The sequence below is a fragment of the Mycobacterium sp. ACS4331 genome (assembly GCF_001667265.1).
In the GTDB taxonomy this organism is placed as follows: domain Bacteria; phylum Actinomycetota; class Actinomycetes; order Mycobacteriales; family Mycobacteriaceae; genus Mycobacterium.
In genome coordinates, this window is record NZ_LZHW01000010.1 from 1 (window position 1) to 13,441 (window position 13,441).

Genomic DNA, 13,441 nt, shown 5'->3' on the forward strand with positions numbered 1-13,441 from the left:
GGCGGGCCCCCACCCCCCGCGCGGGGGGCGCCCCCCCCCGCGCCCCCCGCCCCCCCCCCCCCGGGGCGGGGCCGCGGCCGGCCGCCCCCCCCCCCCCCCAAAAGCGCGCCGAAATCAGAGCGCGGCGGCCAGCAGTTGCGCCAGGTGGGTGCCGCGCCGGTCGGTCAGATCGGCCACCTGGGTGCGACACGAATACCCGTCAGCCAGGATCGTGGCATCCGGTGACGCCGCGGTGACCGCGGGCCGCAGCTGCAGGTCGGCGATCGCGACCGAGACGTCGTAGTGTCCCTTCTCGACACCGAAATTGCCTGCCAGACCACAGCATCCGCTCAGCCGTTGCACGTCGGCCCCGGCCCGTTGAAGCAGCTGCGCATCGGCGGTCCAGCCCATCACGGCATGGTGATGACAGTGCGGTTGGGCGACCACCGACGTGCCCGCCAAGGACGGCGGCTCCCAGCCGCGTGCGGTGAGCAGTTCAGCCAGCGTCCGGGTGCGGAACGCGACGGAGTCCGCGACGGGCCCCAGCAGCTCGGCGGCGTCGGAGCGCAGCACCGCGGTACAGGACGGTTCGAGCCCGACGATCGGGATGTCGCCCGTCAGCGCGGAGACGGTGCGGCCCAGGATCCTCTTGGCGGCGTCGAGTTGGCCGGTCGAGATCCAGGTCAGGCCACAGCACTGCTGCCGGTCGGTCAACCGCGGTGCGTAGCCCGCATTTTCGAGGACCGCGACCGCGGCCTGGCCCACCTCGGGGGTGAAGTGGTTGGTGAACGTGTCGACGAACAGCAGCACCGGGTCCCCGCTGGCCGGCGGCCGCCGGTCGAACCAGGCACGGAACGTCTGCGTGGCGAACCGCGGCACGGAGCGGCGGGAATCCACTCCCGCCAGCGACATTCCGAGCCTGGCCGCGCCCGGCAGCCTGGTCGCGGCGTTGGCCAGCCGGGGCGCGGCACTCGCGGCACGCGCCCAGCGCGGCAGCCAGCCCAGCGAATAGTGCGCGGCGGGACGGATCCTGCCGCGGTGACTCTGGTGCAGCACTTCGGCTTTGAACGACGCCATATCGACTCCGGTCGGGCAGTCCGACAGGCACCCCTTGCACGACAGGCACAGATCCAGCGCCTCATGGACCTCGGGTGAGCGCCACCCGCCCGTCACCACGGTGCCGTTGACCATCTCCTGCAACACCCGGGCCCGGCCCCGCGTGGAGTCCTTCTCCTCGCGCGTGGCCTGATACGACGGGCACATCACGCCGCCGGTGCCGCTGTTGTCGGCCCGGCACTTCCCCACCCCGGTGCAGCGGTGCACGGCCTGAGTGAAATCACCGCCGTCGTGGCGATAGGCCAGCGCCAGGTCACGACGCAGCACGGGCGCGGCGGGCTCACGCAGGTCGGCGTCGAGCGGATTCGGGCGCACCAGCACGCCCGGGTTGAGCAGGTTGTGCGGATCGAAGACTGCCTTGACCGCCTCGAACAGCGCGATGGCCTCGCGCGAGTACATGATCGGCAGCAGTTCGCTGCGGGCCCGGCCGTCACCGTGCTCACCCGACAGCGATCCGCCGAACCCGGCGACGTGCGTGGCCGCGGCGGTCAGGAACTCCCGGAACACCGCGGTGCCGCCGGGCTTCTGCAGTGGGAAGTCGATGCGGATGTGCAGACAGCCGTCGCCGAAGTGGCCGTAGGGCAGGCCCGTCAGTCCGTAGTCGGCCATCAGCGCGTCGAAGTCGCGCAGGTAGGCGCCGAGTCGTTGCGGCGGCACCGCGGCGTCCTCCCACCCGGCGTGTGCGGGCAGCCCCGCGGGGCTGCGACTCGACAGCCCGGCGCCGTCGGCCCGGATGCGCCACAACTGCGCGGCCTGCGCGGTGTCGGTGACGACGGTCGACGCCACTGCGCCGCACTCCGCGGCCACCCGGCGCGCCCTCGTCATCACGTCGTCGAGGTCCTGCCCCGCGATTTCGACGAACAGCCACGCCGCACCCGCGGGCAGGGGCGGAACAGCCTGGGGCCCACGGCGTTCGCGCAGCACGTCGACGATGCGCGAGTCGATGCCCTCACACGCGGTCGGCCCGTGGGTGAGCACCTCGACAACTGCATCACCGGCCAGCGCGATGTCGGGATATCCCAGCACGACCAGGACGCGGTGCGGCGGATCGCTGACCAGCCGTACGGTCGCCTCGGTCAGCACGCCGAGTGTGCCCTCACTGCCGACGAGCATCCTGGTGACGTCGAAACCGTTCTCGGGCAACAGATTCTCCAGGGCGTAACCCGAGACCTGCCGCGAGAACCTGCCCATCTCGGTGCGGATGGGGCCCAGCCCGACGGTGGTCACGCGGCGCAGTTCGGCCAGCACGGCGGCGTCGTCCAACGGTGTGCCCGCGCCGGTGACGCCCCGCACGCTCACGACGTTGTCGCTGGTCCGGCCGTACCCCAGCGCGCGGGTGCCGCAGGCGTTGTTGCCGATCATGCCGCCGATCGTGCACCGGGACGACGACGACGGGTCCGGGCCGAACCGCAGTCCGTGGGGTTTGGCCACGCGCTGCAGATCCTCCTGCACCACACCGGGTTCCACCACGGCCGTCGCGGAGTCGGGATCGATGGAGTGCACGCGCCGCAGGTGCGCGCTGAAGTCCAGCACCAGGCCCGCACCCACCGCATTGCCCGCGATCGAGGTGCCCGCCCCGCGCGCTGTCAGCGGCACGCCCTCGGCGCGGCAGACAGCGAGCGCCGCCGCGACCTCGTCGACATGCCGGGGGCGCGCGACGACCAGGGGTGGCACGCGATACAGCGAGGCGTCGCCGGAATACGCCGCGCGAGTGGTGCCGTCGTCGCGCACATCGGACACCCCGGCGCGACGCAACAGATCTGCCAGCGTCGCGCCATCCATTCCTAGCATGCTACACCGCGTGGCATGCTACGGTCGGGCGGTGGCGATGGGACTACCCGACCCGCAGACCCTCCCCCCGAACGGTCGGCGCATGGAGGCCGTCGTCGCTGCCGTCCGCGAGGCCATCGACGACGGCCGGATGAGGCCGAACGTGCGCTACTCGGTGTACCAACTCGCCGAGTCGCTGGGCGTGTCACGCACCCCGGTGCGCGAGGCGCTGCTGCGCCTCGAGGAGGTCGGCCTGGTCGAATTCCAAGCGCGGCAGGGCTTTCAGATCCTGCTGCCCCGCGCGGCCGACATCGCCGACATCTTCGCGGTGCGCCTGGCACTGGAGTTGCCCGCGGTGCGCCGGGTCGCGGCGACCGGATGCCCGCCGGACCGGCTCGAGCGGCAGCGGGACCTGATGCGGGCCGCCGCGGCCGCGGGTGACGAACGCGCATTCGTCGCCCACGATCAGCGCCTGCACGACCTGATCCTCGAACTCGCGGGCAACGCGCGCGCCCGCGGGATCGTCAGGGGCCTGCGGGAGACCACCCGCCTGCTCGGCGCCTCGACCGCCGAGAAAACACGAACACTCGTCGACATCGACGCCGAGCACGCCCCGATCGTCGACGCCCTGCTTCGCGGCCAACCCGACACCGCGGCGGCAGCCATGGAAGCCCACCTGGTCAGCACGGGAAAGCTGCTCGTGGGACAGGCCCTGCGCGATGAGGTCGGCCACGCCGATCCGGCCGAGATCGAGGCCGTCTGGGCGGCGGCCAACTGACGGAGGTGTACTAGAACTGGAACACGTTCTAGTGTGGATCGCATGAGTGACGAACTGCTGCGCCACCCTGTCCACTCCGGTCACCTGCTGATCGGCGCTCTGAAACGGCACAAGGACAAGCCCGTGCTGCATCTGGGCGACACCACCCTGACCGGCGGCCAGATGGCCGAGAAGATCAGCCAGTACGTGCAGGCGTTCGAGGGCCTCGGCGCCGGCTCCGGCGAGACCGCGGGCCTGCTGTCGCTCAACCGCCCCGAGGTGCTGATGATCACCAGCGCCGGACAGACGCAGGGCTACCGCAGGCTGGCACTGCACCCGCTGGGCTCGCTCGACGACCACGCCTACGTGCTGAGCGACTCCGGGGCGACCTCGCTGATCATCGACCCCAATCCGGCGTTCACCGAGCGTGCGATCGGCCTGATCGGCAAGGTCGAGACCCTCAGGCAGGTGCTGACCATCGGCGCGGTGCCGGCGGAGTTGGCGACCGCGGCCGAGGCGGCCAACGTGGCGGTGCTGGACCTCACGGCCGAGGCCGACAAATACGAACCGCGGCCGCTGGTGGCCGCCAACCTCTCCCCCGACCACGTCAACGGCCTGTCGTACACCGGTGGCACCACGGGTAAGCCCAAGGGCGTCATGATGACCACCCGGGCCACGACGACCATGACCACGATCCAACTCGCGGAGTGGGAGTGGCCCGAGAACCCCCGCTTCCTGATGCTGACGCCGCTGTCACACGCCGGCGCCGCCTACTTCCTGCCGACCCTGATCAAGGGCGGCGAGATGCATGTGATGGCCAAGTTCGACCCGGGGGCCGCGCTGCGCTACATCGAAGAGCACCGGATCACCGCGACGTTCGTGGTGCCCGCGATGCTCTACGCCCTGCTGGACCACCCCGACTCCCGCACACGGGACCTGTCGTCGCTCGAGACCGTGTACTACGGCGCCTCCGCGATCAACCCGGTGCGCCTCGCCGAGGCCATCGAGCGGTTCGGCCAGATCTTCGCGCAGAACTATGGCCAGTCCGAGGCGCCCATGGCGATCAGCTACCTGGCCAAGAAGGACCACGACGAGCAGCGACTCACATCATGCGGTCGGCCCACGCTGTTCGCCCGTTGCGCGCTGCTGGATGCCGACGGAAACCCCGTGCCACAGGGTGAGGTCGGCGAGGTCTGCGTGTCCGGACCGCTGCTGTCCGGCGGTTACTGGCAGCTTCCCGAGGAGACCGCCAAGACGTTCCGCGACGGCTGGCTGCGCACGGGCGATATGGCCCGCGAGGACTCCGACGGGTTCTGGTTCATCGTCGACCGGGTCAAGGACATGATCGTCACGGGCGGGTTCAACGTGTACCCGCGCGAGGTCGAAGACGTCGTCGCCGAGCACCCCGCCGTCGCGCAGGTGTGCGTGGTGGGCACGCCGGACGACAAGTGGGGCGAGGCCGTCACCGCCGTGGTCGTCCTGCGCGAGGACGCCGGCCGGGACGAGGATGCGATCGCGACCATGACCGCCGAGATCCAGGCCGCGGTCAAGGACCGCAAGGGTTCGGTACAGGCACCCAAGCAGGTCGTCGTCGTCGACGCGTTGCCGCTGACCGGGTTGGGCAAGCCCGACAAGAAGGCCGTGCGGGCCAGGTTCTGGGAGGGTGCGTCACGGTCGGTGGGCTGATCCAGGTGAAATGTGCGAAATAGCAGCCTTTTCAGGGGATTTGCATGCCAAAGCGCACATTTCGTCACCCGGATCGTTTACGGGGCCGCGCCGGGGACGCCCTGTCGCGCCGCCACCGAGGCACCCGCCCCGGTGGCGAACACCTCGATGACGACATCGCGGTCGCAGTAGCGCCCGATCGAGCGCAGGCCGTGCGTCGAGGCGATGATGTCGGTCGCGATGTCACCGGTCAGCGGGTAGTCGATCACCTCATGCCGCCAGTGCGCGGCGACCACGGTGGTGCCGGGCATCAGCCGCGCACATTCGCGGTTGAGCACCGCTGAGAGCAGACCGGCGTTGAAGTAGCACGCCACCTCGGACAGCACCACAAGGTCGAAGGACCCCTGCGGCCACGGTTGGTCCAGGGAGGCCTGGGCCAGCGTCACCCGGTGGCGGCAGTTGAGTCGGCGCAGGCGTTCGTCGGCCACCTGCAGGGCGCCGTCGGCCACGTCGATCGCGGTGACGTGGTCGCACCTCTCGACGAGGCGCTGAGTCAGAGTGCCGATGGAACAGCCCGGTTCAAAGGCGTGCCGGTACTGCCGGTGCGGCAACATCGCGGTGATGATCGCGTACTTGCGCTGTTCGTACCACCGCGTCGACAACTGCCAGGGGTCCTCTGCGGCGGCGTAGATGCGATCGAAGTGATGGTCGGGCAGCCTGCTCAACGGAACACGACCTCCCCCACCGCGAGCAGGCGACGTACCACGAAGGCCGGCAGCGCCGGTTCGGCGCCGGGCGCGGGAGGATCCAACTGACTGCGAAAACAGTTGACCGCATGGTGTTTTCGCCCCAGCGCGGAGCGGGTCACCGGGACCGAGTGGGCCCTGTTCCACGGCACATCGGGGTCTCCCGGGCGGGCCCAGTGCCACATCCACACCGGATACTCCAGGACTGGATTGCCCGCGCGACCCGCTGCCGTATGGGCGCAGGCGCCGACGGTCTCATGGTCAGCGGTTCCGTCGCCGCGCCACGGCGCCGCACACCACATCCCGGGCCGGTCCAGCAGGATCATGGTCAGGAGTTCAATCAGCGCGTCGGCGCGCTCACCCGCCCGGCCATCGGGGAAGCCGAGGTGAATAGGTTGCCGAACGCCGAGAAGCCTTGCGGCGGCATTCAACTCGTTGCGGCGACGGCCCTCCAGACTGATCCTGTCGAATGCCGACAGGTCGCGGCACGCGGCACCGCCGTCACTGACGGAGACCACGTCGACCTGAATGCCGCGTTCGGCCAGCGTGGCCGCCAAGCCACCGACCCCCAGCGTCTCGCCGTAGGGGTGCGCCGCCACGACCACGAGCCCGGGGCAGTCGACGAGGTTGAGTTCGGGCATCTGCGGTCTGGGCAACCACTGCGAAACCGGTGTGCCGCCGTTCGACAGCGGCATGGCGGCGAAACGCGCGCAGTTGCTGACCGCGGACGTCATCGGCGTGCACCCGCCAATGCGCCGAGAGTCGCCAGATCACGTTCGGCGTGGCTCTGCCGCACGTAGATCGACAGGTCCGCCATCCGGCGGACGAGCCGATCCTCCGTGGCCAGCGGACCAGGTCCCAACGCGCGGGCCGTGCGTGTGACCGCCTCGTCCACGGCGGTCTCCGCGACCGCCCGCACCCGCCGCGCCAGCACCTCACCGCGCCCGGCACGGTCGAAGGGGTCGGCATCGATTTCCGTCGCCGCCCTCTCCAACACCGCCTCGGCGGCCGTCAGGGCCGCATCGACCGCACCCAGATGGACCAACGCGTGCTCATCGGCTCCGCCCGCGGCGACGTGGTCGTACAGGGGTTGGGCCACCGCCTGGGCCCCACCCAGCCAGCACGCGGCGACCCCGATGGCGCCGTGCCAGAAACCCGGTCGGCTCAGATACTCACCGGGCTCCCCGACGGGCACCGCACGGGTGTTGTTGAACTGCACCGCGCGGGTGTCACGTCCCGCCATGCCGGGGTTGGCCCACGTGCTCGGCAGCGGCCGGACGCTCTGGTCCGTCAGAGTCACGGCGTACAGGCCGCGTCGGCCGTCGGCGTCGGTGGCCGTCACCAGGGCGTTGGTGCAGAACGAGGCGCCCGCACACCACGCCTTGGTTCCGTTGAGTATCGAGGTGTCGTCAGTGGCCGCCGCGGCGGTCAGGACCCCATCCGGCGACTCGGCCGTCCACACGCCCCAGAGTTCGTTGAACTGCACGGGTTTACCACCCAATTCGTGCAGAATCGCGACGGCGTCGACGTGCGCCTCGGCGATGCTGGCGGCCGTGATGTCCTCGCGGGCCATCTCGGTCAGCAGTCGCCAGCGCCGCGCCGTCGCCCCGGATGCGGGCAGCGGCAGATCCAGGCGTCCCATGTCGAGCCAATGCGAGATCACACCCGCCGTCATGCTGAATCCCTCACTGTCACAGATGCGCCACCGGACGGGGCCTCGGCTTCGCAGTGCGGCCCCGCCCCCGCAGCGCACTCGTACATCACCGACATAGCTGCTAGGTAGCCGTTCACGACGATTTCCACACATTCCCCAACGAGCGGAGCAGTGGCACCATGGAGTGCGTGCAGTCGCTGCGAGGACTCAAAGCCGTCCTGTTCGACTTCTCCGGCACACTGTTCCGCCTGGAGGAGAAGGACAGCTGGTTCGAGGGAATCAAACTGCCGGGCCAGGCCGACCGGCGGATCGACGGCCATGTCCAGGCCGAGTTGATGCGCAGGATGACCGCACCGACCGGGCACATGGTCCCGATGGGGCCCAACGAGCACTACGCCTGGACCAATCGAGACCTCCAGCCGGACCTGCACCGCGAGGCCTACCTGCACGTGCTGCGGGAGTCCGGGGTGACCGACCACCACGCCGAATCGCTGTATCAGCGCCTGATCTCGCCGTCGTCGTGGACTCCGTACCTCGACACCGCCGACGTCCTGCGCAAGCTGTCCCAGTCGGGCATTCGGACCGCGGTGGTGTCCAACATCGCCTTCGACATCCGCCCCGCATTCGAACGGATCGAGGCGACCGACCACGTCGACGAGTTCGTGCTGTCGTACGAGGTGGGCGCCGTCAAACCCGACCCGAAGATCTTCGCCACCGCGCTGCAGCGCCTTGAGGTCGAGCCCGCCGAGGCGATCATGGTCGGCGACAGCGAGGAGGCCGACGGCGCGGTGCAGGCGCTGGGGTGCGAATTCGTGTTGGTCGATCCACTGCCGATCGCCGATCGCCCCGACGGCCTGCGGCGTGCACTGCTCCACCACGGCGTCGACGTCTCGTGAGCGAACGGATCCGGCCGCCCTGGTGGCTCAAGCCGTTCAACAGGGTCTTGATCGCCACCATGCGACTCGGTCTGCCGACGTTCGGCAGGGAGATGCCGTTGGTGCTGACCGTCGTCGGCCGCAGCTCCGGCAAGCCCCGCTCGACACCCATCACGCCGATGGTCGTCGATGGGCACCGGTACGTCGTCGGCGGATTCCCCGGCGCGGACTGGGTGCGCAACGCCCGCGCCAACCCCGCCGCGACGCTGACCAGGGGGCGCACAGACGAGCGCGTGCACATGACCGAGATGTCGGCCGAGGAGGCGCGGCCACTGCTGCGGCAGTTCCCCGCCCTGGTGCCGTCGGGTGTGGACTTCATGAAGAACGCCGGTCTGGTCACCAGCGATGCACCCGACGAGTTCGAGGCCCTCGCCGGTCGGTGCGCGGTGTTCCGGTTCGATCCGCTCGATTGAGGCCGCGCCGCCACGACTACGGTGTGATGTCGTGAGCGAAAACCCCTTCGATCCCAGTCTGTGGCGGCCGGTGGACGGGTTTGCCGATCTGATCGACATCACCTACCACCGCCACATCGACAGCGCGGGCCGCCCGCAGCCGACCGTGCGCATCGCCTTCAACCGACCCGAGGTGCGCAACGCGTTCCGGCCCGGCACGGTTGACGAGTTGTACCGCGCGCTGGACCACGCCCGGATGTCCCCAGACGTCGGAGTCGTCCTGCTCACCGGTAACGGGCCGTCCCCCAAGGACGGCGGCTGGGCGTTCTGCTCGGGCGGGGATCAGCGCATCCGCGGCCGCACCGGATATCAATACGCCGCCGGCGAGACCGCTGACACCGTCGACGTGGCGCGGGCCGGCCGTCTGCACATCCTGGAGGTGCAGCGACTCATTCGGTTCATGCCCAAACCCGTGATCTGCCTGGTGAACGGGTGGGCCGCGGGCGGCGGTCATTCTCTGCATGTGGTCTGTGACCTGACGTTGGCCAGCCGCGAGCACGCCAAGTTCAAGCAGACCGATGCCGACGTGGGCAGCTTCGACGGCGGCTACGGCAGTGCGTATCTGGCGCGGCAGGTCGGCCAGAAGTTCGCACGCGAGATCTTCTTCCTGGGGCGCACGTACACCGCCGAGCAGATGCACCATATGGGTGCGGTGAACGAGGTGGTCGACCACGCCGACCTGGAGAATGTCGGGTTGGAGTGGGCTGCCGCGATCAACGGCAAATCGCCTCAGGCGCAACGGATGTTGAAGTACGCGTTCAATCTGCTCGACGACGGCCTGGTCGGTCAGCAGTTGTTCGCGGGCGAGGCCACCCGGTTGGCTTACATGACCGATGAGGCCGTCGAGGGACGCGATGCGTTCCTGGAGAAGCGCGATCCCAACTGGGATCCGTTCCCGCGGTACTTCTGAGGTATCGGGCTTTCGGCTGCCGTCGGCGTCTGTGGGGATTGGCGTGCGGCGCCCTCGGGGTCGCGGTGTTGCGGCGTTCCAGCGCTTCGTGGCACCGGTCTCGCCCGGCCCCCGGGACTGTGTCTCCGGGTCCGTTGTTTGAAATGCCCGACTACGAGCGAATTTCACGGGATCATGCTTCTTCGGCCACGTGGACGCTTGAAATCTCTTCTGCCCCTTGGGTTTCTCCTGCCACATCGCGACAGGGTTTGTCGGTGGTTCGAACTACTGTTCGAGTATGACGTCAGTGGCCGCCCTGCTCTCTGAGCTTGAGGGCGTCCACGCCCGCCTGGCCGCCGCCAGCGTCGATGACCTCTCCGCCACGCAGGTGCTGACCGTGATGGAACGCCTCCAGAAAGTCAGCTGGGCCGATGCGGCCGTCGACCACAAACTCATTGTGCGGTTGCAGGAGTGTGGGCCCGACGAGTTGGGTGGGGACACGGTCGCCAAGGTCCTGACCCACCGGCTGAGGATCCCGGCCGACGAGGCCCGCCAGCGCGTCGCCGACGCCGAAGTCCTGGGACCGCGGCGGGCGATGACCGGCGAGGTGTTGGAACCGGTCATGCCGAACGTCGCTGCCCGGGTGGCTGAGGGACGGGTCGGACCCGCGCACGTGGACAGGATCCGAAAGTTCTTCACAGCTCTGCCCGACCATGTGGATCTCAGTGCCCGTGTCGAGGCGGAGCGGTTGGCCGCCGACCACGCCGCCACGATGGGGGTGCCCGACCTGCGGGCCGCACTGGAGCGGATGCTGTTGTGGCTGGATCCCGACGGGTCGTTCAACGACGCCGACATCCAACGCCGCCGCGGTATCACCTTCGGCAAGCAGGGTCCGGACGGACTCATCCGAGTCAGTGGACACCTCACCCCGGAAGCGTGGGCAGTCTGGGAGCCGGTGATGGCGACGAAGGCCGCCCCCGGGATGTGCAACCCCGACGATGAGAATCCGTGTGTGTCGGGGCGGCCCACCCAAGAGCAGATCAAAGCCGATCAGCGCACCACAGCCCAACGCCAGCACGACGCCCTGGTCGCCGCCGGACGCATGCTGCTGGCCTCCAAGAAGCTGGGCAAGCTCAACGGGCTACCGGTGACCGTCATCGTCTCCACGACGTTGAAGGAGCTGTCCTCGGGGGCGGGGTTCGGGATCACCGCCGGTGGGTCGTTGTTGCCAATGCGGGATCTGATCCGGATGGCCACCCACGCCTTCCACTACCTGTCAGTCTTCGACGACGACGGCCAAGCCCTGTATCTGGGGCGGGCCAAGCGGATCGCCACCCCCGCCCAACGCATCGTGCTGCACGCCCGCGACCGGGGATGCACCGCACCCGGTTGCACCGCCTCGGCGTATCAATCCCAGGTCCACCACGCCACCCTCGATTGGGGCCAGGGCGGGGAAACGAATATCAACGAGTTGGCTTTGGCGTGCGGGCCCGACAACCGCAAAGTCGGCCCCACCAAATGGCGAACCCGCATGCGCCGCGGGCGGTGTGAATGGATCCCGCCACCGCATCTCGACAATGGTGGACCACGGGTCAACGACCACCACCACCCCGAAAACCTCCTCGCACCCCGCGACCCGGAGGACAACGAAGGCGGCCCCGACCCCGACTGAGTCGGGAGGGTGAACGCAGCCCGGAGGGCGAACGCAGTCCGGAGGGTGTCGGCATGGCACGACACAGCCGGGTAGGCCGACGCAGTCGGCCGGGATGCGACCGCCTCCTGTACGCGGCTCGATGAACACAACAGAGGCTTGCCAGTCGGGCGAATTAGAGTGCAGTTTCGTGAACCCTCTGCGCCGTCTGACGGACTCCCTGGCAATGGCCGGGATGCGCCCACCGCTGAGCCTGCCCACCGGCACGCGCATCGACCTGCGCGGAAAGCGGGTGCTGCTGACAGGTGCTTCGTCCGGAATCGGCGAGGCCGCGGCCAGACAGTTCGCCGACGCGGGCGCCGCGGTGATCCTGGTCGCCCGGCGGCAGGAACTGCTCGACGAAGTGGCGGCCCGCATCATCGACAACGGTGGTGATGCGCGGGCCGTGGCGTGTGACCTCGCAGATCTGGAGGCCATCGACGCGATCGCGGAAACCGTTGGCGCCGTGGACATTCTGATCAACAACGCGGGACGTTCGATTCGCAGGCCGATGGCCGAGTCGCTGGACCGCTGGCACGACGTCGAGCGCACCATGACGCTGAACTACTACGCGCCGCTGCGCCTCATCCGGGCGTTCGCCCCCGGCATGATCGAGCGCGGCGACGGCCACATCATCAACGTCGCCACGTGGGGTGTCATGAACGAGGCCGCACCGCTTTTCGCGGTGTACAACGCGTCCAAGGCGGCACTGTCCGCAGTCAGCCGAGTCATCGAAACCGAATGGGCCCCCAAGGGCGTGCATTCGACCACGTTGTACTACCCGTTGGTCGCGACGCCCATGATCGCGCCGACCAAGGCCTACGACGGCCTGCCGGCACTGTCAGCCGAGGAGGCGGGCGAGTGGATGATCCGCGCCGCTCGCACCCGACCCGTGCGGATTGCGCCGCGCATCGCGGTGACCGCCCGCGCCGTCGACGTCGTCGCACCCGGCCTGCTGGCGAACATCATGAAACGCCAAGGCATCCAACCCACCTGACCCGGTGTGTCGCACGTGATCACGAGCCGACACCAACAAGACTGTTCGTCATGGAGATTCTGGCCAGCCGGGTGCTGTTCCGGCCGGCAGACTATGAGCGGTCACTGGCCTTCTACCGCGACACGCTCGGATTGGCGATCGCCCGTGAGTACGGCGGCGGCACGGTCTTCTACGCGGGCCAGTCGCTGATCGAACTGGCCGGGCACGGCGGACCACCCGCGGGATCGCCGCCGTTTCCCGGCGCACTGTGGCTGCAGGTCCGAGATCTCTACGCCACGCAGACCGAACTGCAGGCCCGGGGCGCACAGATCAGCCGCGAGGCCCGTCGCGAACCGTGGGGGTTGCATGAGATGCACGTCGCCGACCCCGATGGCGTCACCCTGATCTTCGTGCAGGTGCCCGAGACGCATCCGCTGCGCCGGGACACCCGAGACTGAACCCCGCAAGCGGCGGGCGGCCGTCGTTCAGACGGCTCCCGATCAACGCGCCGGGGCCGCCAGCGGCCACCCGACGGACGCCAACCGCGCGGCCACCTGGTGGATCTCCTGCGGGTTGGGCTCCTTCTCGGCAACCTCACGGATGGCCTGCTCGATCTGCTCCGGCGTGACCGGTGCGGCGTCGTCGCTCTGCAGCAGCACGACCCGCGCCGCCAGCTTGACCTCTTCCTCGGTCAACGTGCGGGCCAGCAGCGCCAGCAGCGGAAAGTAATCCTTGGTGGGCACGCCTTGCGGATAACCGTCGTGCAGCCAGTGCAGGACGTTGTCGAGAACGCTCGGGCTTTCAGACACTCC

At 69.2% G+C, this 13,441-nt stretch carries 13 protein-coding genes; 8 read left to right on the plus strand and 5 right to left on the minus strand.

What is annotated here, in order from left to right; genetic code table 11:
* Positions 1-114 precede the first annotated feature (114 nt).
* A complete protein-coding gene (locus A5727_RS02635) occupies positions 115-2,886 on the minus strand; it encodes an FAD-binding and (Fe-S)-binding domain-containing protein (RefSeq protein ID WP_068244032.1) in 2,772 nt (923 codons plus the stop codon).
* Between the two features lie 37 nt (positions 2,887-2,923).
* On the opposite strand from A5727_RS02635, the gene A5727_RS02640 reads away from it, so the two are divergent.
* Positions 2,924-3,643, plus strand: coding sequence for a GntR family transcriptional regulator (locus A5727_RS02640; protein ID WP_068244035.1), 720 nt, complete (start codon positions 2,924-2,926; stop codon positions 3,641-3,643).
* A gap of 42 nt (positions 3,644-3,685) precedes the next feature.
* Positions 3,686-5,308: a fatty-acid--CoA ligase FadD8 gene (fadD8, locus tag A5727_RS02645; protein WP_068244041.1), complete on the plus strand. Its 1,623-nt coding sequence runs from the start codon at positions 3,686-3,688 to the stop codon at positions 5,306-5,308.
* A 77-nt stretch (positions 5,309-5,385) separates the two neighbouring features.
* Here the strand turns inward: fadD8 and A5727_RS02650 are convergent, their stop codons facing one another.
* Genes A5727_RS02650 through A5727_RS02660 form a run of 3 tightly spaced genes read right to left on the minus strand, consistent with a single transcriptional unit; the run spans position 5,386 to position 7,708 of the window.
* A complete protein-coding gene (locus tag A5727_RS02650) occupies positions 5,386-6,012 on the minus strand; it encodes a class I SAM-dependent methyltransferase (protein ID WP_068244044.1) in 627 nt (208 codons plus the stop codon).
* Positions 6,009-6,767: a PIG-L deacetylase family protein gene (locus tag A5727_RS02655; protein ID WP_068244047.1), complete on the minus strand. Its 759-nt coding sequence runs from the start codon at positions 6,765-6,767 to the stop codon at positions 6,009-6,011. The genes A5727_RS02650 and A5727_RS02655 overlap by 4 nt, the downstream gene beginning before the upstream one ends.
* Complete coding sequence (locus A5727_RS02660; RefSeq protein ID WP_068244050.1) at positions 6,764-7,708, minus strand: acyl-CoA dehydrogenase family protein; 945 nt, start codon at positions 7,706-7,708, stop codon at positions 6,764-6,766. Before A5727_RS02660 ends, A5727_RS02655 begins: the two co-directional genes overlap by 4 nt.
* Before the next feature lie 176 nt (positions 7,709-7,884).
* Here A5727_RS02660 and A5727_RS02665 point away from each other — a divergent pair, with 176 nt between their 5' ends.
* From A5727_RS02665 to A5727_RS02690, 6 genes are all read left to right on the plus strand, one after another.
* Entirely contained in the window at positions 7,885-8,583 is a 699-nt protein-coding gene (locus A5727_RS02665; RefSeq protein WP_231991936.1) for an HAD family hydrolase, read from the plus strand.
* Entirely contained in the window at positions 8,580-9,035 is a 456-nt protein-coding gene (locus A5727_RS02670; protein WP_068244057.1) for a nitroreductase family deazaflavin-dependent oxidoreductase, read from the plus strand. Before A5727_RS02665 ends, A5727_RS02670 begins: the two co-directional genes overlap by 4 nt.
* Positions 9,036-9,066: 31 nt before the next feature.
* Positions 9,067-9,984 (plus strand): 1,4-dihydroxy-2-naphthoyl-CoA synthase, encoded by a 918-nt coding sequence (locus A5727_RS02675; protein ID WP_068244060.1) that lies wholly within the window; start codon positions 9,067-9,069, stop codon positions 9,982-9,984.
* Positions 9,985-10,261: 277 nt separating this feature from the next.
* Positions 10,262-11,635, plus strand: coding sequence for an HNH endonuclease signature motif containing protein (locus A5727_RS02680; protein ID WP_068244062.1), 1,374 nt, complete (start codon positions 10,262-10,264; stop codon positions 11,633-11,635).
* A 121-nt stretch (positions 11,636-11,756) separates the two neighbouring features.
* The gene (locus A5727_RS02685) at positions 11,757-12,650 is read left to right on the plus strand and encodes an SDR family oxidoreductase (protein ID WP_068244067.1); all 894 of its coding nucleotides are present in this window, start codon (positions 11,757-11,759) and stop codon (positions 12,648-12,650) included.
* A 50-nt stretch (positions 12,651-12,700) separates the two neighbouring features.
* Positions 12,701-13,087, plus strand: a complete 387-nt coding sequence (locus A5727_RS02690) for a VOC family protein (RefSeq protein WP_068244070.1) — start codon at positions 12,701-12,703, stop codon at positions 13,085-13,087.
* A 42-nt stretch (positions 13,088-13,129) separates the two neighbouring features.
* Here the strand turns inward: A5727_RS02690 and A5727_RS02695 are convergent, their stop codons facing one another.
* Entirely contained in the window at positions 13,130-13,438 is a 309-nt protein-coding gene (locus A5727_RS02695; RefSeq protein ID WP_068244073.1) for a DUF3349 domain-containing protein, read from the minus strand.
* Positions 13,439-13,441: the final 3 nt, after the last annotated feature.

Excerpts from the sequence above, each read along its gene's own strand:
- A5727_RS02660 (WP_068244050.1), bottom strand. The coding sequence starts at position 7,708 with ATGACGGCGGGTGTGATCTCGCATTGGCTCGACATGGGACGCCTGGAT.
- A5727_RS02690 (WP_068244070.1), top strand. The coding sequence starts at position 12,701 with ATGGAGATTCTGGCCAGCCGGGTGCTGTTCCGGCCGGCAGACTATGAG.
- A5727_RS02655 (WP_068244047.1), bottom strand. The coding sequence starts at position 6,767 with ATGACGTCCGCGGTCAGCAACTGCGCGCGTTTCGCCGCCATGCCGCTG.
- A5727_RS02680 (WP_068244062.1), top strand. The coding sequence starts at position 10,262 with ATGACGTCAGTGGCCGCCCTGCTCTCTGAGCTTGAGGGCGTCCACGCC.
- A5727_RS02635 (WP_068244032.1), bottom strand. The coding sequence starts at position 2,886 with ATGCTAGGAATGGATGGCGCGACGCTGGCAGATCTGTTGCGTCGCGCC.
- A5727_RS02640 (WP_068244035.1), top strand. The coding sequence starts at position 2,924 with ATGGGACTACCCGACCCGCAGACCCTCCCCCCGAACGGTCGGCGCATG.
- A5727_RS02685 (WP_068244067.1), top strand. The coding sequence starts at position 11,757 with ATGAACACAACAGAGGCTTGCCAGTCGGGCGAATTAGAGTGCAGTTTC.
- fadD8 (WP_068244041.1), top strand. The coding sequence starts at position 3,686 with ATGAGTGACGAACTGCTGCGCCACCCTGTCCACTCCGGTCACCTGCTG.